Origin of the sequence: Brevibacterium sp. FAM 27836 (assembly GCF_051351055.1) — a bacterium.
In the GTDB taxonomy this organism is placed as follows: domain Bacteria; phylum Actinomycetota; class Actinomycetes; order Actinomycetales; family Brevibacteriaceae; genus Brevibacterium.
Genome location: NZ_CP195711.1, coordinates 3834337 through 3858184, shown reverse-complemented (window position 1 = coordinate 3858184; position 23848 = coordinate 3834337). Strand labels below are relative to the sequence as shown.

Annotated in this window: 15 protein-coding genes and 1 tRNA gene; 4 read left to right on the top strand and 12 right to left on the bottom strand. The window is 65.0% G+C overall.

The window, feature by feature from the left end; all coding sequences use genetic code 11:
* Position 1: 1 nt before the first annotated feature.
* From rapZ to ACSE4D_RS17155, 4 genes are all read right to left on the bottom strand, one after another.
* The gene (gene rapZ / locus ACSE4D_RS17170; RefSeq protein WP_135541009.1) at positions 2–898 is read right to left on the bottom strand and encodes an RNase adapter RapZ; all 897 of its coding nucleotides are present in this window, start codon (positions 896–898) and stop codon (positions 2–4) included.
* A gap of 78 nt (positions 899–976) precedes the next feature.
* Complete coding sequence (gene uvrC / locus ACSE4D_RS17165) at positions 977–2836, bottom strand: excinuclease ABC subunit UvrC (RefSeq protein ID WP_135541011.1); 1860 nt, start codon at positions 2834–2836, stop codon at positions 977–979.
* 5 nt (positions 2837–2841) lie between these two features.
* On the bottom strand, positions 2842–5712 hold the full coding sequence (gene uvrA / locus ACSE4D_RS17160; protein ID WP_135541132.1) for an excinuclease ABC subunit UvrA: 2871 nt from the start codon (positions 5710–5712) through the stop codon (positions 2842–2844).
* Positions 5713–5791: 79 nt separating this feature from the next.
* Positions 5792–8293, bottom strand: coding sequence for a DEAD/DEAH box helicase (locus ACSE4D_RS17155; protein ID WP_135541013.1), 2502 nt, complete (start codon positions 8291–8293; stop codon positions 5792–5794).
* Positions 8294–8358: 65 nt separating this feature from the next.
* Between ACSE4D_RS17155 and ACSE4D_RS17150 the strand changes: the two genes are divergently transcribed.
* A complete protein-coding gene (locus ACSE4D_RS17150; protein ID WP_135541015.1) occupies positions 8359–8649 on the top strand; it encodes a YciI family protein in 291 nt (96 codons plus the stop codon).
* Positions 8650–8787: 138 nt separating this feature from the next.
* On the opposite strand, the gene ACSE4D_RS17145 is transcribed toward ACSE4D_RS17150, so the two are convergent.
* From ACSE4D_RS17145 to rpsA, 5 genes are all read right to left on the bottom strand, one after another.
* Positions 8788–9915: a TerC family protein gene (locus tag ACSE4D_RS17145; RefSeq protein WP_135541017.1), complete on the bottom strand. Its 1128-nt coding sequence runs from the start codon at positions 9913–9915 to the stop codon at positions 8788–8790.
* A gap of 166 nt (positions 9916–10081) precedes the next feature.
* Positions 10082–12214 (bottom strand): excinuclease ABC subunit UvrB, encoded by a 2133-nt coding sequence (gene uvrB / locus ACSE4D_RS17140; RefSeq protein WP_135541019.1) that lies wholly within the window; start codon positions 12212–12214, stop codon positions 10082–10084.
* Positions 12215–12272: 58 nt separating this feature from the next.
* Positions 12273–13448 (bottom strand): dephospho-CoA kinase, encoded by a 1176-nt coding sequence (coaE, locus tag ACSE4D_RS17135; RefSeq protein ID WP_135541021.1) that lies wholly within the window; start codon positions 13446–13448, stop codon positions 12273–12275.
* 9 nt (positions 13449–13457) lie between these two features.
* Complete coding sequence (locus ACSE4D_RS17130; RefSeq protein ID WP_436326324.1) at positions 13458–15299, bottom strand: hypothetical protein; 1842 nt, start codon at positions 15297–15299, stop codon at positions 13458–13460.
* 46 nt (positions 15300–15345) lie between these two features.
* Positions 15346–16830: a 30S ribosomal protein S1 gene (rpsA, locus tag ACSE4D_RS17125; protein ID WP_135541023.1), complete on the bottom strand. Its 1485-nt coding sequence runs from the start codon at positions 16828–16830 to the stop codon at positions 15346–15348.
* A 207-nt stretch (positions 16831–17037) separates the two neighbouring features.
* Here rpsA and ACSE4D_RS17120 point away from each other — a divergent pair, with 207 nt between their 5' ends.
* Positions 17038–17877 (top strand): class I SAM-dependent methyltransferase, encoded by an 840-nt coding sequence (locus ACSE4D_RS17120; RefSeq protein WP_135541025.1) that lies wholly within the window; start codon positions 17038–17040, stop codon positions 17875–17877.
* A 160-nt stretch (positions 17878–18037) separates the two neighbouring features.
* Here the strand turns inward: ACSE4D_RS17120 and polA are convergent, their stop codons facing one another.
* Positions 18038–20704, bottom strand: coding sequence for a DNA polymerase I (polA, locus tag ACSE4D_RS17115; RefSeq protein WP_436326323.1), 2667 nt, complete (start codon positions 20702–20704; stop codon positions 18038–18040).
* Between the two features lie 42 nt (positions 20705–20746).
* Here polA and ACSE4D_RS17110 point away from each other — a divergent pair, with 42 nt between their 5' ends.
* Positions 20747–21208, top strand: coding sequence for a PaaI family thioesterase (locus ACSE4D_RS17110; RefSeq protein ID WP_135541029.1), 462 nt, complete (start codon positions 20747–20749; stop codon positions 21206–21208).
* A gap of 106 nt (positions 21209–21314) precedes the next feature.
* On the opposite strand, the gene ACSE4D_RS17105 is transcribed toward ACSE4D_RS17110, so the two are convergent.
* Positions 21315–21935, bottom strand: a complete 621-nt coding sequence (locus tag ACSE4D_RS17105; RefSeq protein ID WP_425119370.1) for an ANTAR domain-containing response regulator — start codon at positions 21933–21935, stop codon at positions 21315–21317.
* Between the two features lie 192 nt (positions 21936–22127).
* Here ACSE4D_RS17105 and ACSE4D_RS17100 point away from each other — a divergent pair.
* Positions 22128–22209: transfer RNA gene (locus tag ACSE4D_RS17100), tRNA-Leu, on the top strand.
* A 121-nt stretch (positions 22210–22330) separates the two neighbouring features.
* On the opposite strand, the gene ACSE4D_RS17095 is transcribed toward ACSE4D_RS17100, so the two are convergent.
* Positions 22331–23695, bottom strand: a complete 1365-nt coding sequence (locus ACSE4D_RS17095; RefSeq protein WP_135541031.1) for a dicarboxylate/amino acid:cation symporter — start codon at positions 23693–23695, stop codon at positions 22331–22333.
* Positions 23696–23848 lie beyond the last annotated feature (153 nt).

The window sequence follows — 23848 nt, the reverse complement described above, 5'->3', positions numbered from 1 at the left end:
GTCATTCTCTTCCCAAGTCGCGGTGGCGCACGGTCACGGGAATGCCCGTCTGCGCGGACAGGAGCTTGCCGACGCGTTCGCTGATGGCCACGGACCGGTGTTTGCCTCCGGTGCAGCCGATGCCGATCATCGCGTAGCCGCGCCCTTCGCGGAGGTAGCCTTCGGCCACGGTCGACAGGGTTGCAGCATAGCGTTCGATGAACTCCTCGGCACCGTTCTGCTCGAGCACGAAGGACGCGACATCGGAGTCGAGCCCATTGTGTCCGCGCAGGTGGGGAATCCAATACGGGTTGGGCAGGAAGCGGACGTCGGCGATGTGGTCGGCGTCCTTGGGCAGCCCGTATTTGAAGCCGAAGCTCATCAAGGTCAGGCGCAGCGGCGGAGTGTCGTCGTCGCTGAAGCGTTTGCGCACCTCAGCGGAGAGCTGATGGACGTTGAGATCGGAGGTGTCGACGATGATGTCGGCACGGTGCTTGAGAGTCTCGAGTTGGGCACGCTCGGCTTCGATGCCGTCGAGGAGGGTCCCTTCGCCCTGCAGCGGGTGGGGACGCCTCGTCGATTCGAAACGGCGCACGAGGACTTCGTCCGAGGCTTCGAGGTAGAGGATGCGCAGTGACAGTCCCTGATCGACGAAGTCGCCGATCGTCTCCTGCAGCTCCGTGTACTTCGTCCGTCCCTTGGCGTCGATGACGATCGCGATCTTGGGCAGAGCACCGTCGGCGCGGGCGACGAGTTCGACCAGCGGACGCATCATCTGCGGCGGCAGATTGTCCACGACGTACCAGTCCATGTCTTCGAGCACATTGGCCACGGTCGTCCTGCCCGCCCCGGACATGCCGGTGACGAGAACGACCTCGATGGGATGGTCGGAACCGTTCGGTTCGGCCTGCGTACTCACACGTCCTCCTCTGTCGGTGCCCGATCGGTGCCCGGGCACGGGGTCTCTGGGCACTACTCTAGGGCAGTTTCGTCGTGCTCAGTCGGCCAGTGCCGCGACGATCTTGGCCGCGAGCGAGGGACCGATTCCCTTGACCTCGCAGATCTCCTCGGCGGTGGCGGCACGGACCTTCTTCACCGACCCGAAATGACGCAGCAGAGCGGTGCGTTTGGATTCTCCGAGTCCCGCGATGTCGTCGAGGACCGAGCTGGTCATCGCCTTCGCGCGCTTCGACCGGTGGTAGGAGATCGCGAAGCGGTGGGCTTCGTCGCGCAGCCGCTGCATGAGGAAGAGACCTTCGGAGTTGCGCGGGAGGATCACCGGGAACGGGTCCTCGGGCACCCAGATCTCTTCGAGTCGTTTGGCCAGACCGACCACGGAGATGTCGACGATCCCGAGGTCCGTCAGCGCCTTCGTGGCGGCAGCGACCTGTGGACCGGCACCGTCGACGACGAGGAGGCCCGGTCGGTAGCCGAAGCGTTCGTCGGGTTCGTCGGAGCCCATCTGTTCGAGGTAGCGGCTGAACCGGCGGGAGACGACATCGTACATCGAGGCCGTGTCGTCGGCGGCGGCTTCGCCGTGAATGGCGAAGTGTCGGTAATCGCGCTTCTTCGCCATTCCGTCTTCGAACACGACGAGGGAGGCCACGACGTTCGATCCCTGGGTGTGGGAGATGTCGATGCATTCGATCCGCAGCGGGGCTTCGGGCAGGCCGAGATGCTCTTGGATCTCTTTGAGCGCCTGACTGCGGGTGGTCAGGTCGGAGGAGCGTTTGAGTTTGTGCTGGACCAGCGCTTCCTTCGCGTTCTTGTCCACCGTCTCCAGCGCGGCCCTCTTCTCACCGCGTTCGGGCACACGGACCGTCACTCGCGCCCCCCGCTGCTGGCTCAGCCAGGCTTCGAGGGACTCCTGATCGGCCGGCAGGGTGTCGACGAGGATCTCCTTCGGGATCGCCTCGGCGTCGAGACCGGAATACGCCTGCCGCAGGTAGTCGGTGGTCAGTTCCGCCGGAGTGTGGTCATCGGAGCGTTCGATGATCCAGCCGCGTTGACCGCGGATCCGGCCCTGTCTCACATGGAATACCTGTACGGAGGCTTCGAGCTCCTCGGTGACGAGGGCGAAGATATCGCAGTCGGCGCTGACCGAGAGGACCACGGCGGACTTGTCGAGCACCTTCTGCAGGGCGGTGATCTCATCCCGCAGACGGGCGGCCCGTTCGTAATCGAGCTCCTCGGCGGCCTGTGCCATCTCCTTCTTGCGGTAGCTGATGAACCGCCCGGTGTTGCCGGACATGAAGTCGGTGATGCTGCGGGCGAGCTCCCGGTGCTCGTCCTTGCTGATGTGGTCGACGCAGGGGGCCGCGCATTTGTCGATGTAGCCGAGCAGGCAGGGACGGCCGCTGCGTTCTGCACGCCGGTAGACCCCGGGGGTGCAGGTGCGCATCGGGAAGGCCCTGAGCAGCAGGTCGAGGGTGTCCTTGATCGCCCACACCTGGGCGAAGGGACCGAAGTACTTCACGCCCTTGCGGCGTTTGCCGCGGGTGATGAAGGCTCGCGGCACCTCTTCGTTCATGGTGATCGCGAGGTAGGGGTAGGACTTGTCGTCGCGGAACATGACGTTGAACCGCGGATTGAACTCGTTGATCCACGTCCACTCGAGCTGCAGGGCTTCGACCTCGGTGTCGACGACGGTCCATTCCACGGAATTCGCGGTGTGGACCATCGTCGACGTCCGCGGATGCAGTGCGACGGGGTTCGCGAAGTACGAATTGAGGCGGTTGCGGAGGTTCTTCGCCTTCCCCACGTAGATCACTCGGCGGTCGGGGTCCCGGAATTTGTACACGCCGGCCGAGGTCGGGATCGACCCCGTGGCCGGACGGTAGCTGGATGGATCGGGCATTCGGATCAGGCGTCGAGCATCGGTTTGAGGAACCGTCCGGTGTGGGACGCGGCCACCTCGGCGACTTCCTCCGGAGTGCCGTCGGCGATGATCTGACCGCCGCCGCGACCGCCTTCGGGTCCGAGATCGATGACGTGGTCGGCGTTGCCGATCACATCGAGGTTGTGTTCGATGACGATGACCGTGTTGCCTTTGTCGACGAGCCCCTGGAGGACGAGCAGCAGCTTCGAGATGTCCTCGAAGTGCAGGCCCGTCGTCGGTTCGTCGAGCACGTAGACGGTCCGTCCGCGCGAGCGCTTCTGCAGTTCGGCGGCGAGTTTGACCCGCTGTGCCTCGCCACCGGACAGCGTCGTCGCCGGCTGACCGAGGCGGACATAGCCGAGCCCGACCTCGACGAGGGTCTTCAGGTGACGGGAGATCGCAGGGATCGCCGCGAAGAAGTCGTTGGCCTCTTCGATGGGCATGTCGAGGACTTCGGCGATGCTCTTGCCCTTGAACGTCACTTCGAGGGTCTCCCGGTTGTACCGGGCCCCTTGGCAGACTTCGCAGGGCACGTAGACGTCGGGCAGGAAGTTCATCTCGATCTTGATGGTGCCGTCGCCGCTGCAGTTCTCGCAGCGGCCGCCCTTGACGTTGAAGGAGAACCGTCCCGGCAGGTAGCCGCGGACCTTCGCCGACTCCGTTTCGGCGAACAGCCTGCGCACATGGTCGAACACGCCGGTGTAGGTGGCGGGGTTCGACCGTGGGGTCCGACCGATCGGCGACTGGTCGACGTGGACGACCTTGTCGAGGTTGTCCAGTCCGGTCACCCGTTTGTGGCGTCCGGGCACGCGAGAGGCGCCGTTGAGGACATTGGCCATCTGCGTGTAGAGGATCTCGTTGACCAGGGTCGACTTGCCCGAACCGGACACACCGGTGACGGCCGTGAGCACGCCGAGCGGGAAGGACACCGTGACATCGCGCAGGTTGTTCTCCACCGCCTTCTCGACGGTGACCATCCGCTCCCTGTCGACGGGGCGACGGGCTGCTGGGATCTGGATCTCGCGACGACCGGAGAGGTAGTCGCCGGTGATCGAGCCCGGGGCGTCCCTGAGCCCGGGCACGGGGCCCGAGTAGACGACCTCTCCCCCGTGCTCGCCGGCGCCGGGACCGATGTCGACGATCCAGTCGGCGGATTCGATGGTGTCCTCATCGTGTTCGACGACGATGAGGGTGTTGCCCAGCTCCTTGAGCTTGTTGAGCGTCTCGATGAGTCTGCGGTTGTCACGCTGGTGCAGACCGATCGAGGGCTCGTCGAGGACGTAGAGGACGCCGACGAGTCCCGAACCGATCTGCGTGGCCAAGCGGATGCGCTGGGCTTCGCCGCCGGACAGGGTGCCCGCGGCACGATTGAGGCTGAGGTAGTCGAGTCCGACGTCGAGAAGGAAGCCGAGTCGGGCGTTGATCTCCTTCATCACCTGAGCCGCCACCGCCGCATCCCGGTCGCTGAGTTCGAGTGAGCCGAGGAACTCCGCGGCTTCGTCGAGAGCGAGTTCGGAGACTTCGGCGATGGATCTGTCGCCGACCTTGACCGCGAGGATCTCGGGCTTGAGGCGGGTCCCCTGGCAGCTGGCGCAGGGGATCTCCCGCATATACGACTCGTAGCGCTCGCGCGACCAATCGGATTCGGTCTCTTCGTGTTTGCGCTGGATGTACTGGTAGACACCCTCGAAACCGGTCGAGTAGGTGCGTTCGCGGCCGAAGCGGTTCTTGTACTTGACGTGGACCTTGTAGTCCTTGCCGGTGAGGATCGCGGTCTTCGCGGTCTTCGGCAGCTTCTTCCACGGTGTCTTCATATCGAACCCGAGCTCGTCGCCGAGGCCCTTGAGCAGCCGGTTGAAGTACTTCGCGACCTGCTTGCCGCCGGACCAGGGGGCGATCGCTCCAGCACCGAGGCTGAGGTCCTCATCGGGCACGACGAGGTCCTCATCGACCTGCAGGCGCGTGCCGATGCCGTCACAGGTCGGGCAGGCGCCGAAGGGCGAGTTGAAGGAGAAGGACCGCGGCTCGATCTCGTCGACCGTCAGCGGGTGTTCGTTCGGGCACGACATGTGTTCGGAGAAGGTGCGGATCGTGCCTTCGTCGACGAGGTCGATGTCGATGCGGCCATCGGCCAGGCCGAGTGCGGTCTCAACCGAGTCGGTCAGACGCGGACGCATTCCGGGCTTCGCCACGAGGCGGTCGACGACGACGGAGATCGTGTGCTTGTACTGCTTCTCCAAGGCCGGAGGTTCACTCAGGGTGATCTGCTCGCCGTCGACGATGGCACGCGAGAAGCCCTTGGCCTGCAGTTCGGTGAAGAGGTCGACGAACTCGCCCTTGCGGGAGCGGACGACGGGGGCGAGGACGAGGAACTTCGTGCGCTCCTCGAGCTCGAGCAGCTGGTCGACGATCTGCTGCGGAGTCTGCTTCGTGATCACCTCACCGCAGACCGGACAGTGCGGGGTGCCGATGCGTGCCCACAGCAGGCGCAGGAAGTCGTAGACCTCCGTGATCGTGCCGACGGTCGAGCGCGGGTTGCGCGATGTCGACTTCTGGTCGATCGACACCGCCGGGGACAGCCCTTCGATGAAGTCGACATCGGGTTTGTCCATCTGACCGAGGAACATGCGGGCGTAGGAGGACAGGGATTCGACGTAGCGTCGCTGCCCCTCGGCGAAGATCGTGTCGAAGGCCAGGGACGACTTGCCGGATCCGGACAGTCCGGTGAAGACGACCATGGAGTCACGCGGCAGGGCGATCTCGACGTTCTTGAGATTGTGTGCCCGTGCGCCCTTGACCCACAGCGTGTCGAGATGGGAGACGCCGCTGACTTGCTCAACGTTATTGGTTTTCATCACCTGACCACTGTATTCCTCGGCACTGACATTGCTTCATTCTCGGCTCTTTGCACCGGCCGCGGCCGGGCCGTGGGGTTCATCTGACGGCGCCGATCTCGCCGACCGAGACGATGCGGAGAACGATGTCTCCGGCTTCGTCGCTGGCTTCCACGTCCACCTCGGCGTCGATGGCCCAGTCCCGGTTCCCTTCGGGGTCGGCCAGGATCTGGCGGACGTTCCAGGTGGAAGAACCGGGTTCGATGTCGATATATTCCCGACCGCGGGCCTTCTGGTCCGTGAGCAGGTCGCCGTAGACATCGTAGAAGTCCTCGATTGCGTCTTCCCAGGCACGGGCGTCGAAGCCGGATTCCGCGTCGAGGCGGCCGAGTTCGGTGTAGTCGGCACGTTCTGCGAGGAGCACCCGGTGGAACAGGGCGTTGCGGATCTCGGCGGTGAAGACCTTCGTGTTCTCGGAGAACCGACGATCCAACGCCGGCAGCTCATCGGCATGCTGAGTCGGATCGAGACCCTGCAGGGTCCGCCATTCGTCGAGCAGGGAGGAGTCCGTGCGGGCGATGGTCTCACCGAGCCATTCGATGATGTCGGCCAGCTCCTCGGTCCGGTTCTCCGCCGGCACGTTGTGCAGCAGCGCCCGGTAGACGTCGGTGAGGTACCGCAGCAGGCTGCCTTCGGCGCGGGCCAGGGAATAGTAGCCGACGAACTGTGTGAAGCCCATGGACTGTTCGATCATGTCGCGGACGACGGATTTCGGTTCGAAGCTGCCGCCGCGCAGCCACGGGTGGGTCTCGACGAAGTGGTCGAAGGCGGGTTCGAGCATCTCGGCCAGGGGTGCGGGTCCTTCGACCTCGTCGAGGATGGCCATCCGTTCGGCGTAGTCGACCCCTTCGGCTTTGAGTTCGGCCAGGGTGTCGCCCTTGATCCGGTCGAGTTGGCCCTTGAGGATCTGGAACGGCACCGAAGTGGTGGATTCGACGATGGAGACGATGTCGAGGGCGTAGGTGTCGTCGTCTTCGTCGAGGAGGTCGAGCGCGGCGAGGACGAACGGTGCCAGCGGCTGATTGAGCGCGAACTGGGGGCCGAGGTCCTGGGTGGCGGAGAGTTCGTTCCCTCTGATTTCGATGAGTCCGGCGTCGAGGAGGGAGCGTCCGATGCTGATCGCCGTGAGTTTGAGGTCGAGTCGGCGGTCCCGGGTCTCGTGCGTCTTGTCGATGAAGTCGCCGATCGTCGACACGTCGGAGCCGGGACGGGCCACGAGGTTGAGGATCGTCGAATGGTCGATCTTCATCCGCGGGCGCAGGGTCTCGGATTCGCCTTCGATGAGTTTGGTGAAGGTCTCCTCCGACCAGCCGACGAACCCGGCTGGGGCGGCCTTCTTCTTGATCTTCTTCTTTTTCTTCTTGTCGTCGTTCGCGGCCTTCGCTTCGGCTTTGAGATTGTCGATGACGTGTTCCGGGGCTTGGGCGACGACGTAGCCGCGGGTGTCGAATCCGGCGCGGCCGGCACGGCCGGCCAGCTGCTGGAATTCGCGGACGCTGAGTCTGCGCATCTTCCGGCCGTCGAATTTCGTCAGCCCAGTCAGCAGCACGGAGCGGATGGGCACATTGATGCCCACGCCAAGGGTGTCGGTGCCGGAGATGACGAGCAGCAGGCCTTTGAGCGCGAGCTGCTCGATGAGGCGCCGGTATTTCGGCAGCATGCCCGCGTGGTGGACGCCGACGCCGTGGAGGAGGAGTTTGCGCAGGCTCTGTCCGAAGCCCTTGCCGAAGGAGAAGCCTTTGATCGCCGCGGCGATCGCGGCTCTCTGGTCCTTCGTGGCGAGGTCGACCGAGAGGAGGTTCGTGGCGAGGTCGATCGCCCCGTTCTGGGAGTAGGAGACGACGTAGACCGGGGCTTTGTCGTTGCGGACGAGTCCGCGCAGGGTGTCCGAGAGCGTGTCCGTGGAGTATTCGTACTCAAGCGGCACGGGTCTCTCCGCCGAGGTTACCTCGGAGGAATCGCGTCCCGTCGTCTCCCGCATGGTTCTGCGGATGTCGGTGGTGTCGCCGAGGGTGGCGGACATGAGGACGAACTGGGCCTGCGGCATCTCGAGCAGCGGCACCTGCCAGGCCCAGCCGCGGGAGGGGTCGGCGACATAGTGGAATTCGTCCATGACGACCATGCCCGCGTCGAGCATCCCGCCTTCGCGCAGCGCCTGGTTGGCGAGGATCTCTGCCGTTGCGCAGATGACAGGGGCATCGCCGTTGACGGTCGAGTCCCCGGTGATCATGCCGACGTTCTCGGCTCCGAAAGCGGCGATGAGCGAGAAGAACTTCTCACTCACCAGGGCCTTGAGAGGAGCGGTGTAGTAGGCGCGGATCCCTCGGGTGTACGACTGGTAGAGGGCGAAGAGGGCCACGAGTGACTTGCCCGAACCGGTCGGGGTGGCCATGATCGTGTTGTCGCCGGCGAGGATGCTGAGGAACGCCTCATCCTGGGCCGGGTACGGTTCGACTCCGATCTCCGAGCAGTATTCGCCGAAGGACTCGTAGATCGTATCGTCGTCCGCGAATTCCGCGGGGATCTCCTGCAATCTGGCCACGCTGATGCACAGACCTTTCCGATTAGACTGGTTCCATCCTATTGCTCGACACCGAGGAGTCACACATGCCGGTCTTCGCCGTCACCTACAACTATGGTCCCGATACAGACACGCGGATGGAGCATCGCCCCGCGCACCGGCAATGGCAGGCGGAGTTGAATGAGGCCGGAACCATCCTCGCTTCGGGTCCTCTCGACGCTGATCCGCAGCCCGGCGGGCTGCTCGTCCTCAGCGCCGCCGACCGGGCGGAGGTCGAAACCCACCTCGCTCGGGACCCCTATGCGTCGCTCGGTGTGATCGAGTCGACACAGATTCGCGAGTGGACCCCGGTCTTCGGTCCTCTCGCTGCGGACTGAGCCGCGAAGCGCCCGCAGCCCGGCCGGCTGCGGACTCAGTTATGACACGGGCCGCAGCCGATCCTCGGGATCAGCTGCGGCCCGCGCTCTTCCCTGCCGCTCAGCGGCCTCCGAGTGCTGGGGCAGGCGTGGCGTGGATCATTCGGAGTTCGGTTCCTGAGCGGTGCCGGGCTTCTTCTGCGCCCGTCCCTCGCCGTCGCCGAGGCGGTCCGACCCGTCCCGCCCGGCAGAGTCCGGGGCCTGTGGGTCATCGACGTGGTGCTGTTCGTGTTCGACCTGACCGAAGTGGACTTCCTGGTGGCCGCGCTTCATCGCGATGAGGCTGGCGATGGTGGCCACGGCCATGCAGCCGATGATGACGGCCAGAGACACGCCGGTGGTGATGTCGGGAACCCATTCGAGTTTCTCTCCCCCATTGATGAACGGCAGGTTGTTCTCGTGTGCGGCGTGCAGGATGAGCTTGACGCCGATGAACGCGAGGATCGCGGCGATGCCGTACTTGAGGTAGATGAGTCGGTCGAGCAGCCCGCCGAGGAGGAAGTAGAGCTGGCGCAGACCCATGAGGGCGAAGAGGTTCGCCGTGAACACGATGAATGGACTCTGGGTGATGCCGAAGATCGCGGGGATCGAGTCGAGCGCGAACATGACATCGGTGGTGCCGATGGCGATGAAGACGAGCAGCATCGGGGTGAAGAACTTCTGCCCGTCGATCGTGGTCTTGAGTCTGTTGCCGTCGAAGTCGTCGGAGATGTTCACCCGACCCTTGAGCCATCTGACGAAGCGGTTGTCCTCATCGCTTTCGTCCTCGCTGCCGAACGCTTGGTTCCATGCCGTCCACAGCAGGAACACGCCGAAGAGGTAGAAGACGGAGATGAAGAGATTGATGACGACCGATCCGGCGAGGATGAACACGCCGCGGAAGACGAGCGCGATGATGATGCCGACCATCAGCACTTCCTGCTGATACTGCCTGGGCACCTTGAACCGGGTCATGATGATGACGAAGACGAAGAGGTTGTCGATACTCAGGCTGTATTCCGTGAGCCAGCCGGCCAGGAACTGTCCCGCGTGCTCTCCGTCGGCGAAGAAGTACATCGCCACGGCGAAGAGCAGGGCGAGTGAAACGTAGAAGCTCACCCAGAGGGTTGCTTCGCGCATCGAGGGGATGTGCGGCCGTTTGATCACCAGCAGGAGATCGGCCACGAGGATGAGGACGAGAACGATGAGTGAACCGGTCTCGAACCAGAAGGGCAATTCGGTTGTCATGGAAGCCTTTCGCTGTTGTCCGTGCGTGCCGTACACGGCTGGGCAAATCGAAAGTCTCTCCCGCGGCGCTGTTCAACCGCGTCCGAACCCGGATCGAAGAGATCGTGATGACGAGTTCGGAGCTTATGGGATACTCCCCTCCGGCGCTCCAGTCTACACTGGCGGCTCAGGCGTGCCCGGCCTCCTTCATCTGCCGCAGCTCCTGTTTGAGGTCGGAGAGTTCGTCGCGCAGGCGCGCGGCGAGTTCGAACTGCAGCTCGGCGGCGGCGGAATGCATCTGCGATGTCAGCGATTCGATGAGCTCGGTGAGGTCGGCCGCCGGCGGACGCAGCGAGCCGGGCTTGCCCGCGGCTTCGCGCTGTTCGTCGCTGAGCGTCGAATTGTAGCCGCGCCTGCCCTTGCCGTAGTCGAACTCGGTGAGCAGCTCGCGAGTGTCCTCGTCCTCGCGCTGCAGTCGTTCGGTGATGTCGGCGATCCGTTTGACCAGCGGGGTCGGGTCGATGCCGTGTTCCTCGTTGTAGGCGACCTGGATCGCCCGCCTGCGGTCGGTCTCATCGATGGCGGTGCGCATCGAGTCCGTGATCGTGTCCGCGTACATGTGCACCTGACCGTGCAGGTTGCGTGCCGCGCGGCCGATCGTCTGGATGAGCGAGGTCGAGGACCGGAGGAACCCTTCCTTGTCGGCGTCGAGGATCGCGACGAGGGAGACTTCGGGCAGGTCGAGTCCCTCACGCAGCAGGTTGATGCCGACGAGGACGTCGAACTCTCCGCCGCGCAGCTCTGTGAGCAGTTCCACACGTCGCAGCGTGTCGACATCGGAGTGGAGGTACTGGACGCGGACCTCGTGCTCGAGCAGGTAGTCGGTGAGGTCTTCGGCCATCTTCTTCGTCAGCGTGGTCACCAGCACACGTTCGTTCGCGTCGACCCTGGTCTTGATCTCGTCGAGCAGATCGTCGATCTGGCCCTTCGTCGGTTTGACCTTGATCTCCGGGTCGACGAGTCCGGTCGGTCGGATGATCTGCTGGACGTAGCCGTTGGCGTTGCCGAGTTCGAAGTTGCTGGGCGTGGCCGAGAGGTACACGGTCTGCCCGACGCGTTCGCGGAACTCGTCGAACTTCAGGGGCCGGTTGTCCATGGCGCTGGGCAGGCGGAAGCCGTGTTCGACGAGAGTGCGTTTGCGTGACATATCGCCTTCGTACATGCCGCCGATCTGCGGAACGGTGACATGAGATTCGTCGACGACGAGGAGGAAGTCCTCGGGGAAGTAGTCGAGCAGACAGTTCGGGGCCGATCCGGGAGCACGGCCGTCGATGTGCCGCGAATAGTTCTCGATGCCGGAGGTGAAGCCCATCGACTCCATCATCTCGAGGTCGTAGGTCGTCCGCATCTTCAGCCGCTGCGCTTCGAGGAGCTTGTTCTGCGACTCGAATTCGCTCAGCCGCTTCTGCAGCTCGTCTTCGATCCCGCTGATGGCCGTGGCCATCCGGCTCTCACCGGCGACGTAGTGGCTGGCGGGGAAGACGTGGATCGTATCCTCGTCGCGTACGATCTCCCCGGTCAGCGGGTGGAGGGTCTGCAGGGATTCGATCTCGTCACCGAAGAATTCGATGCGCAGCGCGAGCTCTTCGTACTGAGGGATGATCTCGACGGTGTCGCCGCGCACGCGGAAGGTGCCGCGGGTGAACGCCATATCGTTGCGGGCGTACTGCATGGACACGAACCGTTTGAGCAGTTCGTCGCGATCGCATTCGTCGCCCCGGTGCAGGGTGACCATGCGGTCGACGTATTCCTCGGGTGTGCCGAGGCCGTAGATGCATGAGACCGTCGAGACCACGACGACATCGCGTCGGGTCAGCAGCGAGTTCGTGGCCGAGTGCCGGAGCCGTTCGACTTCGTCGTTGATCGACGAGTCCTTCTCGATGAACGTGTCCGTCTGCGGCACATAGGCTTCGGGCTGGTAGTAGTCGTAGTAGGACACGAAGTACTCGACGGCGTTGTGCGGCAGCAGCTGCCGGAACTCGTTGGCCAGCTGTGCGGCCAGAGTCTTGTTCGGGGCCATGATCAGAGTCGGACGCTGCACCTGTTCGATGAGCCACGCGGTCGTCGCGGACTTGCCTGTGCCGGTGGCGCCGAGCAGCACGATGTCCCGCTCCCCCGCATCGAGCCGTTCGGAGATCTCCCTGATCGCCGTCGGCTGGTCGCCGGAGGGCGAGTACTCGGAGACGACCTCGAAGGGGGCCACTTCGCGAGTGACGTCGGGACGGTGACCGATCGCTGGCAGGGGGCGTTCTGAGCTCATAGTCCCACCCTAGTCCTCGCCCCTGACATTGGGCAGTCGGCTCCCGCTTCGGCCCGCATCAGTCGAAGCTGTCGGGGACCAGACGTCGACGCATGCTCAGGAAGTACGGTTCCTTCGACTCTGCGTAGGACCGAGTGATCTGAGAGTCTGTTCCGCCCTGCTCCTGCGCGAGTGCCATGAGCTCGCGTTTGACCCGGAGATACTCGTCCCGCGCCCCGGCATCGGCGCTGAGCAGATCCCGGAATGCGCGAGCGAAGCGGGCGCCCACGGAATCCGCGACCCGCACATGCAGGTTCACCGCCCGGCCGGGGTCCGTGTTCGCGTGGAACCACTTCGCCTCGCCTCCGGCCTCGCCCAGATGATCATGCATCTCCTCCCCCGGATAACCGAGTTCGGTCAGGCGGGGGGCCAGTTGCCGGGCTGCCGCGAGGTCGGGGACCAGCAGCTGCAGATCGATGACGTCTTTGGCGGGCAGGCCCGGCACCGAGGTGGAACCGATGTGCTCGATGGCGAATTCGGCGCCGGTGCCGTGCTCGAGCTTCGCGATGACGCGCCGCGCGTCACCGTCCCAATCCGCATCCTCCGGATCGCTGAGCCCGAGAGCGGCACGTGATGCCCGTCGTGCTCGGCGGAGGTTCTCGGCGAAGGGCCGGATCCGCGAGGAGATGAGCCGGGCCACCGTGTCCTCGGTCGTGGCGACCGGGCCGGTGTTGTCGATGCTGACGTCGCAGGCCCGTCTGCGCGTTTCGTCATCGGCTTGCCGGGTGATCCGTGCGGCGGCATCCTCGCGGTCCATTCCGCGGGCGTCGATGAGCCGCTGCAGGCGCACTTCAGCGGGAACATCGACGACGAGGTTGAGATGGTAGGCGGGTGTCATCGAGTTCTCGACGAGCAGCGGGACGTCGTGGACGACGATCGGCGCCTCGGCGTGCCGGGCGAAGTGTTCGGCGGTGCGGTCGCGGATCGCCGGGTGCATGAGGGCATTGAGCTTCGCCGTGTGTTCGGCATCGATGAAGGCCGCGGCCGCGAGGGCCGCACGGTCGAGGCCTCCCGAGCCATCGAGCACCTGCGGGCCGAAGGCCTCTGCGAGGAGTTCGAGCAGCGGCTGACCGGGTGCGACGACCTCGCGGGCGATCTGGTCGGCATCGACGAGCACGGCCCCGTGCGCGACGAGCATCCTCGACACTGTTGACTTGCCGGCACCGATTCCGCCGGTGAGACCGATTCTCAGCATGCGTTCATCCTACTGACCGAGCCGGTAGACCCGCACCCCCTCATCGGTGAAGACGGGATCTCCGACGGCAGTGTCGAGGAATGCCGCATACTCCTCCTGACTTCCGGGCAGCACCGGGGAGTCGCGGGCCAGCACGATGAAGTCGACTCCTGAGGCGCGCAGGTCGGCGATCGCCGAGTTCACATCCCGACTCGCAGGGTCCGGCATCGGCTCGCCGTCGAAGACGGAGCCGTGCAGCAGCGCATCGAGGCTGTCCTCGGGCGCCGAATAGGTGACCGGCGAGTCCGGGCTCGAACCGATGAAGTATCCGCCGGTCTCGCGATAGCGGAATCCGCTGACGGACTGCCAGACCATTGCCTCATCGGCGTGGGGCACGGCCCATGCCAGCGGGCGGGGGAAGGTCTTGACGACGGATCCGGCGGGGACCACCTCGGCGATCGAATCCTCATAGAAGTCGGGGACGGTCACTTCGTGGGCGGCCTGCGGGCCGGGGACGACGCACACGGCAGCGAGTGCGAGCAGCCCCGTGAGCAGCCGGGCGCGACGCTGCCTCAGGTGGGACAGTGCCCAGTCGAGACCGACGCCGAGGATCGCGAAGAGCGCGATCGTCGAATGCAGGACGAGGCGCATGGGCAGGATGTTGTTGAGCACCGGTACGGATTCGACGAGCGCGAACGGTCCGGTTTCGGTGAGCACTCCCCCGCCGAGGAGGATCGGCGATCCGAGCGAGAGGGCGAAGACGAGGACACCGGTGGCGGCCGCGATGCGCACCGGCAGGGTGCGGGTGGTCGTCCTCGATGAGGCGAGGACGATGATGAGTGCGGCCAGGAGCGCGGGAGCACCGACATAGGCACCGAGTTCGGCGGGATCGATGTCCATCACCCGTGGCAGCGGTGAGACACCGGAGCTCAGCCAGGCGGGCGCGGCCGGCAGGATCGGATCGAGCAGATCGGTGTTCCACACACCGTGCGGACGGATCGGCCCTTGCGGCGCATTGGGCCCGGCCATTGTCAGCAGCAGCGGAATCGCACACAGCAGCGCCACAGCGGCGGCGAGCAGCGAGCCGAGCCCCAGTCGCAGCCATGCACGGGCGGGGAACTGCCGGCGACCGAACGCGGCGAGGCAGACGAGGAAACAGACCGCTGCGAGGAACGTGCCGGCGAGGACTTCGGTCGAGACGTAGAACTGGAAGCCCAGCAGCAGTCCGAAGACGATGCCGATCGTCCACACGGATCTGTGACTGCGGTGGTGGCCGCCGGGGCCGAGCAGCGCAAGGATCGCCCATGCGGTCAGCGTCGGAGTGACGGCGAAGGCGAGGTTCGGGTGGCCGCCGAGCTGGGCGATGACGTAGCTGGAGAAGCCGACTCCGCCGGCGGCGATGAACGCGGGGAGGCGGCCCAGGAAGCGGCGGAAGAGCACCGCGGCGGCCAGGCTGTTGATGACGGGGAGGCACAGGATGAGCAGGTTGTAGCTGACAATCGGTCCGGCCACCCAGGTCAGTGGTGCGAGCAGAAGCGCAATACCGGCCAACGAGGTGTTCCAGGCACCGTTGACTCCCCCGCCGAGGGCGTTCATCGACTCCGTGTAGAGCAGTCCGCCGCTGCCGCCGGACCCGAAGCCGAGGGCGTCGGCGAGGACCTGTGACCCATGGCCGAGCCACCAGATGAACAGGGAGGAGTCGTCGTTGGAGCCGACGACCGAACCGCCTGGGTCTGCGGCGACGGATCCGAAGACGATGAGGCTGACCAGAGCCAGCAGCAGCGTGTACCACAGCCAAGGCCGCAGCCGCCGGTACAGCGGTGGGCGGATCACGGTCCGCGCAGATGCGGCCGCTGCTGCGGGGGCATACACAAAGGGCTCCCGATCTTCCGACCGGGAGCCCTTGTGGTGGCTGCTATCAGCTGCCTGCAAGCTTCTCACGCAGGGCTGCGAGAGCTTCGTCGCTGGCCAGCGTGCCTTCGTCGCTTGCCTCTTCCGAGGAGAACGAACCGGTGGCCGGAGCGGCTTCGGCAGAACCGACGGCATCGGCGGCGGAGGCCTCGGCGTCCGCAGCGATGGCCTTGGCGACCTGCTTCTTGTGCTCTTCCCAGCGTTCCTGAGCAGCGGCGTACTGCTGTTCCCAGGCCTCGCGCTGAGCCTCGTAGCCTTCGACCCACTCGTTGGTCTCGGGGTCGAAGCCCTCCGGGTACTTGTAGTTGCCGTCCTCGTCGTACTCCTGCGGCATGCCGTAGAGAGCGGGGTCGAGGAACTCTTCGGCCTCGGGGTCGACGCCCTCGTTGGCCTGCTTCAGCGACAGCGAGATGCGGCGACGTTCGAGGTCGATGTCGATGACCTTGACGTAGATGGTCTCGTCGACCGAGACGACCTGCTCAGGCAGATCCACGTGGCGCACGGCCAGCTCGGAGATGTGGACGAGGCCCTCGATGCCGTCTTCGACGCGCACGAATGCACCGAAGGGAACGAGCTTCGTGACCTTGCCCGGCACGATCTGTCCGATGACGTGGGTGCGGGCGAAGTGCTGCCAGGGATCTTCCTGGGTGGCCTTGAGCGAGAGCGATACGCGCTCACGGTCCATGTCGACGTCGAGAACCTCGACGGTGACCTCGTCACCCACGGTGACGACCTCACCCGGGTGATCGATGTGCTTCCAGGACAGCTCGGAGACGTGGACGAGTCCGTCGACACCACCGAGGTCGACGAACGCACCGAAGTTGACGATGGAGGACACGACACCAGGACGGACCTGGCCCTTCTGCAGGGTCTGCAGGAAGTCGTGGCGAACGGCGGACTGGGTCTGCTCGAGCCAGGCGCGACGCGACAGGACCACGTTGTTGCGGTTCTTGTCGAGCTCGATGATCTTGGCTTCGACCTGCTGGCCGATGTAGGGGGCGAGGTCGCGGACACGACGCATCTCGACCAGCGATGCGGGCAGGAAGCCGCGCAGTCCGATGTCGACGATCAGGCCGCCCTTGACGACCTCGATGACGGTGCCGGTGACAACGCCGTCGTCTTCCTTGATCTTCTCGATGTCGCCCCAGGCGCGCTCGTACTGAGCCCGCTTCTTCGAGAGCATGAGACGGCCCTCTTTGTCTTCCTTCTGAAGAACGAGGGCTTCGATCTCGTCCCCGACCTCGACGACTTCGCCGGGATCGACATCGTGCTTGATGGAAAGCTCACGTGCGAGGATGACGCCTTCCGTCTTGTATCCGATGTCAACGAGGACTTCGTCACGGTCGACCTTGACGACTTCGCCTTCGACGATGTCGCCATCGTTGAAGTACTTGATGGTCTCATCGACGGCGGCGAGAAAATCCTCAGCGGTTCCGATGTCGTTGACAGCGACCTGCTTCGGCTGCACCGATTCCGGCGTGGTGGTGGTCATATAGGTAGGGACTCCGATGGAATATTGGTCCAGATCCGGTACCCTGTCGGCAGGTCGTAAATTGTTGCCGGCGGATCCGCATCCGGTCTCGATTGCGAATTTGGACTTGCATGCACAGGCGCATACGGTTGTCAATGCTAGCACCAACACGGGCGTGAATGCACGCCGAGGATTCTATTTTTCAGCAGCCGAGGCGACGGAGGAACGATGAGCGAGGGAACTGACGGAGCCGAGGTCATCAGCGGCGGCTATCTGCCGATCGACGAAGAGGCGTCTGTCCGGGCCAATCGCAGCTACTGGGACAACTCCGCGGAGGAGTATCTGGCCGAACACGGCACCTTCCTCGGAGCTTCGGATTTCATCTGGTGTCCCGAGGGAATTCACGAATCCGACGTCCACCTCCTCGGCGCGGTGGACCGCAAACAGGTCCTCGAGGTCGGCTGCGGCGCGGGACAGTGTTCCCGATGGCTCGCCGAAGAGGGAGCCATCACCACCGGTGTCGACGTCTCGGCCGGAATGCTCGAGCAGGCTTCCCGTCTGCAGCGCGACCATCCGCTCAGCGCCGAGGCGACTCCCCCGACCTTCCTCCTCGCCGACGCCCGTCAGCTGCCCTTCGCGTCGAACAGCTTCGACGTCGCCTTCTCCTCCTACGGCGCACTCCCCTTCGTCAAGGACGCCGAAGTGGTGTTCGCCGAGGTGGCCCGCGTCGTCCGTCCGGGCGGGCAGTGGGTGTTCTCGACCACTCACCCGATGCGGTGGATGTTTCCCGACGTTCCCGGTGAGGCCGGTCTGACGGTGGAGTACTCGTACTTCGATCGCACCCCGTATGTCGAACTGTCCTCGTCCGGTCAGCCCGTTTACGCCGAGCACCATCGGACGATGAGCGACTGGGTGCAGCTGCTGGTGGGCGCCGGGTTCACGATCGACTCGGTGACCGAACCCGAATGGCCTGAGGAGAATCAGAAGGCTTGGGGCGGATGGTCGCCGCTGCGTGGCGCGCTCATGCCCGGCACCGTGATCTTCTCGACGACCCTGCACAAGGACTGACCCGCACGGGGGCTGCTGCACCCGCCCGGCCGGCCTCTGTCCTCACGCAGGCAGGCATTCCGGCTCGTTCAACACTGAGTCAGCTTTTCAATGCGAGGCCCGCGCGAAATCCTGACTCAGCGTTGAACGACGGCGTGGACCGGACCGATCCGACCGCTGCTCAGTGGGCCGCGTCGTGCCAGGACCGTCCGGTGCCGACGTTGACGTCGAGCGGGACATCGAGTTCGAAGGCCGAACCCATCTCTTCGGTGACGATCGCCGTCACCTCGTCGATCTCCCCCGGGTGGACGTCGACGATGATCTCGTCGTGGACCTGCAGAAGCATCGGCGACTGCAGCTCGTCGAGGCGGGAGGCGACCCTGAGCATGGCGATCTTCATGATGTCCGCGGCCGAACCCTGGATCGGAGCGTTGAGTGCGGCGCGTTCGGCCATGTCCCGCAGCTGCCGCCGGTCGCTGTGCAGGGCCGGCAGGTAGCGGCGACGGCCCATGATGGTCTCCGTGTAGCCGTTGGCGCGGGCCTGCTCGACGATCTCGTCGAGGTAGTCCTTGACGGCGCCGAAACGTTCGAAGTACTGCTCCATAAGCCCTTTGGCCTCGTCGACGCCGATCGCCAGCTGCCGGGAGAGCCCGTAGGCGGAGAGACCGTAGACGAGGCCGTAGGACATCGCCTTGACCTTCGAGCGCATCTGCGAGTCCACCTCGTCGATACCGACGTTGAAGACCTTCGACCCGACGTAGGAGTGCAGGTCCTCGCCGTCCTTGAACGCCTGGATGAGAGCGGCATCGCCGGACAGATGCGCCATGATGCGCATCTCGATCTGCGAGTAGTCGGCGGTCAGCAGGCAGCCGTCGGGCTCCGCGGGGTCGGCGATGAAGATCTCGCGGATGCGGCGACCGGATTCGGTGCGCACCGGGATGTTCTGCAGATTCGGGTCGAGAGAGGACAGTCGCCCGGTCGCCGCGACCGTCTGCTGGTAGGTCGTGTGGATGCGCCCATCATCGGCGACGGTCTTGAGCAGGCCGACGACGGTCTGTTTGAGCTTCGTCGAGTCCCGGTACGCCAAGAGATGCTGGAGGAAGGGATGCTCGGTCTTGACGAAGAGTTCGGCCAGCGCCTCGGCATCGGTCGTGTACCCGGTCTTCGTGCGCTTCGTCTTCGGCATGTCAAGCTCATCGAAGAGCACGGTCTGCAGCTGCTTCGGCGAACCCAGGTTGACCTCGTGGCCGATTGCGTCGTATGCCTCCTGCGCGCTCGCTTCGGCCTGCTTCGTGAACTCCTCGATGAGGTTGGACAGTCCGGCCTCGTCGACGGCGATTCCGGTCGCCTCCATCCGAGCCAGCACGGGCACGAGCGGCAGTTCGATGTCGCGATACACCTGAGTCATGTTCGCTTCGTCGACGGCGGCGGCGAGGACCTCGTGGACTTCGAGCAGGGCTGCGGCGCGCTGACCGTGAGTGGTCACCGTCGCATCCGTGTCGAGGTCGAGAGCGAGCTGTCCGGAGTCAGCTTCGGGTTCGCTGAGGTCAATGCCGGCACGTTCGGAGGCGATCTGTCCGAGTTCGTAGGATCGGGCATCGGGGACGAGGAGGTAGGCGGCCAGCGCCGTGTCTCCGCTGATGTCGGTGACGTTGAGTCCGATCGACGCGAAGGCTTTGATCTGGAGCTTCGCCGAGTGGAGGATGAGCGATCGGGCAGCCAGAGCCGTGCTGAGCCGGGCCGCAGTCGTCTCTCCCGCCTCGGCGAGGTCGACGACCCAGGCCTGCCCGGGTTCGGCGGAGACGGCGAGGATGCGGGCCTCTCCGTGACCGAGTTCGAAGCGCGCATCGGAATCGAGCGCGAGGACATCGTGGTCGGCGATATGACCGAGCAGCGCATCGATGTCGACGGTCTCGACGGTGGTCTCCCGTGCCGCTGCGGCGTCGGACTCAGTGCCGGCGGCCTCGGGGAAGATCGCTGCGAGGCGCTTGCCGAGGGCTTGGAATTCGAGCTGATCGAACAGGCTCGACAGTTCGCTCGGGTCCCCTTCTCCCCAGACGAGGTCGTCGAAGCGCAGACCGAGATCGACGTCGTCGAGGAGGCGGTTGAGTCGGTAGTTCCGCTCCACCTCGGCGATGTGATCGCGCAGCTTCTCACCGACCCTGCCGCCGATCTTCTCCGCGTTCTCGAGCACACCAGGCAGGTCACCGTGTGCGGCGAGCCATTTGGCGGCTGTCTTGTCACCGACGCCGGGGACACCGGGCAGGTTGTCGGCCTTCTCGCCGACGAGCGCGGCCAGACCGCGATAGTTGGCCGGACTGACTCCGTACTTCTCCTCGACCGCGGCGGGCGTCATCCGATTGAGGTCGCTGACCCCGCGCTTCGGGTAGAGGATCGTCACGTCCTCGGAGGCGAGCTGGAAGGAGTCCTTGTCTCCGCTCATGACCTCGACGGCCGCTCCCGCCTCGGTGCCCATCCGGGTCATGGTGGCCAGAGCATCATCGGCTTCGAAGCCCTCTTTGACCACGACTCTGATGCCCATCGCGGTGACGATGTCCTTGATGAGGTCGATCTGCGGGTGGAACTCCGGCGGAGTCTTCGCCCGACCGGCCTTGTACTCGGGGTACTCCTCGAGTCGGAAGGTCTGTCGTCCCAGGTCGAAGGCCACGGCCACATGGCTCGGGGCTTCGTCGCGGAGGACGTTGATGAGCATGGAGATGAAGCCGTAGATGGCGTTCGTCGTCTGACCGGTGCTGGTGGAGAAGTTCTCGACCGGCAGGGCGTGGAATGCCCGGTAGGCCAGGGAGTGTCCGTCGATGAGCAGGAGGGATTCGTTTGAGTGACTCACATGGCATAGCCTAGCGTTCGAACCTGACTTGAAGGAGATCCGATGCTGCGTCCCAACGATTCCCTGACCTCACACACCACCGCCGAGGAGGTCACCGACCTGCTCGAGTCGCTGCGCGCTCCGGGCGCGGGAGGCGAGCTGTGCGAGAAGATGGGCATCGAGTTCACCGAGCTCGGTCACGATCATCTCACCGCCACGGCGCCGGTCGAGGGAAATCGGCAGCCAATGGGTCTCTTCCACGGCGGCGGACACGTGGTCCTCGCCGAGTCCTTGGCCTCGATGCATTCGTTCCTGCTCTCGGGCGGCAAGAGCGTCGTCGGCGTCGATCTCAACGCCACCCACCTGCGGGCCGCCCGCGATGGGTCGGTCACCGGCCGCGCCGAAGTGCTTCATCAGGGCCGCACGATCGTCTCCCATGAGGTGAAGATGACCGACGAGGCGGGGCGCCTGCTGTCGATCGTGCGGATCACGAACATGATCCTCAGGACAGAACCGAAGGGCTGAACGAGCGAACGACTTCGGAGCGCCGAAACGCAGGGGCCGGCGAATCCATGATGGATTCGCCGGCCCCTGTTCGGTGTCGGATTCGGGCGGTCGCTGCCCGGCGGTTCTACTTCTTCGTGCCGATCTGCTTGAGCACGGTCTCGGCCACCTCGCGCATCGTGAGACGACGGTCCATCGACGTCTTCTGGATCCAGCGGAAGGCTTCGGGTTCGCTCAGGCCCATCGAGGTCTGCAGCAGGCTCTTGGCGCGCTCGACGAGCTTGCGCGTCTCGAAGCGTTCGGTGAGATCGGAGATCTCGGATTCGAGCGAGCTGATCTCGGCGTGGCGCGAGAGCGCGATCTCCAGGGCCGGGATGAGGTCGGCCGAGGTGAACGGCTTGACGACATAGGCCATGGCACCGGCGTCACGGGCCCGTTCGACGAGCTCCTTCTGCGAGAAGGCAGTGAGCAGCACGACCGGGGCGATGCGGGCGCGGGCGATGCGCTCGGCCGCGGAGATCCCGTCGAGGATGGGCATCTTGATGTCCATGACGACGAGATCGGGGCGCAGCTCCTCGGCCAGGCGGATGGCGGATTCGCCGTCCGCGGCTTCACCGACGACGTCGTAGCCGACCTCGCGGAGCATTTCTACGATATCGAGACGGATCACGGCCTCGTCTTCGGCCACGACTACGCGGCGGACAGGCACGGACTCATCTGCAGTTGACTCTTCGCTGTTTGAAAGCACGAGACCAGTCTAGACCAGGCCGGTGAGGTCCATGCCAGCGGGCGGTGAAGTTTCTTCTGTGAGGGTGGCCACCACCGGTGACGGCGACCACCGGCGCATCCAGTCCGACGGCGGGAAAATGTGCAATCCGTGTGCTCGCGCAGTAGAATCGTCCCCGTCGCCGAGGCGGCCCCACGGGGCGGTCGGACGCGAGCCGGATTGGCGGAATCGGTAGACGCGGTGCACTCAAAATGCATTGTCGAAAGACGTGCGGGTTCGAGTCCCGCATCCGGTACGGACGAAGGCACTGTCGAATGCGAATTCGACAGTGCCTTCTTTCGTCTCAGTGCCTTCTCTCGTCCCCGAGGCAGTGCACACCGGCTGTGCGCACTTCCGGACCGCTGACCCGGATCCGCCTAACGGACCGCCTCGGTGCTGGGTGCATCGTCGTCGGCGTCCTCCGCGACCGGCACGTAGCCGTTGATGCGCTCAGCATCGTAGCGGTCGACGTCGAGGATGTCATGGCGTCTGGCCACGATGGCCGGGATGAGCGCCTGACCGGAGACGTTGAGTGCGGTGCGTCCCATGTCGACGATCGGCTCGATGGCCAGCAGCAGTCCCACGCCCTCGAGCGGCAGGCCCAGGGTCGAGAGGGTCAGTGTGAGCATCACGGTCGCACCGGTCGTGCCGGCGGTCGCGGCCGAACCGATGACGGCGACGAACACGATGAGCAGGTACTGGATGAGGGAGAGGTCGACCCCGAAGAACTGGGCGACGAACACGGCTGCGATGGCCGGGTAGATCGCGGCGCAGCCGTCCATCTTCGTCGTCGCGCCGAAGGGCACGGCGAAGGCGGCATAGGAGTGGGGCACACCGAAGTTGTCGGTCGCGACCTTCTGCGTCACGGGCATCGTACCGATCGAGGACCGCGAGACGAATCCCATCTGAGCGGCCGGCCAGACTCCGGAGAAGTACTGGCGCACAGACAGTCCGTTGGCGCGAGCCAGGGCCGGGTAGACGCCGAAGAAGACGAGTGCCAAGCCGATGTAGACGGCGACGACGAACCACAGCAGGGAGCCCATGGTCGACCAGCCGTAGGAGTTCACCGCGTTGCCGATGAGTCCGAGGGTGCCGATCGGAGCGATGCGCACGATCCACCACACGACCTTCTGCACCACGGCCAGGGCCGCCTCGATGAATTCGAGGAACGGTTCCGCGGCCTTGCCGACCTTGACGGCGGCGATGCCGATGGCGCCGGAGACGATGATGAGCTGGAGGATGTTGAAGTCGACCTGGGAGGCGAGGCCACCGGACTCATCGGGTGCGGTGGAGACCTCGAGCCCGAGGACGTTCTGCGGCACGAGTCCGGTGAGGAAGCCGACCCAGCTGCCCTGCGAGTCCGGGGCCGCAGCGTTGAGCGATGCGGCATCGGCATGGGCTCCGGGCTGGATGACGACGCCGAGGATGAGGCCGAGGACCACGGCGATGAGCGCGGTCAGGGCGAACCACAGCAGCGTCGACATCGCGAGCTTCGCGGCATTCGTGACCTTGCGCAGGTTGCCGATGCTCGCGATGATCGCGGTGATGACCAGCGGCACGACGGCCGCCTTGAGCAGGGTGACGTAGGACGAGCCGATGGTGTCCAGGGTCTGTCCCAGCCAGTTGTCCGCGCTCTCATTGAGCGGACCCCAGGACCGGGCGATGAGCCCGAGGACGACGCCGGCGATGAGTGCGATCGTCACCTGCACTCCGAAGGACTTGCTCCAAGCGGGCAGTCTCATTGATTTCCTCTCCTAGCTGGCCCTCCCCGCGAGGTGCCGAAGGGAGGAATGGCAACACGGAGAACAACTGTTGAGCAATCGAGGAAATTCCGCAAATCCCTGTGACACACATCGCAGACGACGAAGGCGGCGCCCGATCCGGTTGCGGATCGG

Coding starts and splice junctions, on each gene's coding strand:
- uvrC (WP_135541011.1), bottom strand. CDS start 2,836: ATGCCCGATCCATCCAGCTACCGTCCGGCCACGGGGTCGATCCCGACC.
- uvrA (WP_135541132.1), bottom strand. CDS start 5,712: ATGAAAACCAATAACGTTGAGCAAGTCAGCGGCGTCTCCCATCTCGAC.
- ACSE4D_RS17150 (WP_135541015.1), top strand. CDS start 8,359: ATGCCGGTCTTCGCCGTCACCTACAACTATGGTCCCGATACAGACACG.
- ACSE4D_RS17145 (WP_135541017.1), bottom strand. CDS start 9,915: ATGACAACCGAATTGCCCTTCTGGTTCGAGACCGGTTCACTCATCGTT.
- uvrB (WP_135541019.1), bottom strand. CDS start 12,214: ATGAGCTCAGAACGCCCCCTGCCAGCGATCGGTCACCGTCCCGACGTC.
- coaE (WP_135541021.1), bottom strand. CDS start 13,448: ATGCTGAGAATCGGTCTCACCGGCGGAATCGGTGCCGGCAAGTCAACA.
- rpsA (WP_135541023.1), bottom strand. CDS start 16,830: ATGACCACCACCACGCCGGAATCGGTGCAGCCGAAGCAGGTCGCTGTC.
- ACSE4D_RS17120 (WP_135541025.1), top strand. CDS start 17,038: ATGAGCGAGGGAACTGACGGAGCCGAGGTCATCAGCGGCGGCTATCTG.
- ACSE4D_RS17110 (WP_135541029.1), top strand. CDS start 20,747: ATGCTGCGTCCCAACGATTCCCTGACCTCACACACCACCGCCGAGGAG.
- ACSE4D_RS17095 (WP_135541031.1), bottom strand. CDS start 23,695: ATGAGACTGCCCGCTTGGAGCAAGTCCTTCGGAGTGCAGGTGACGATC.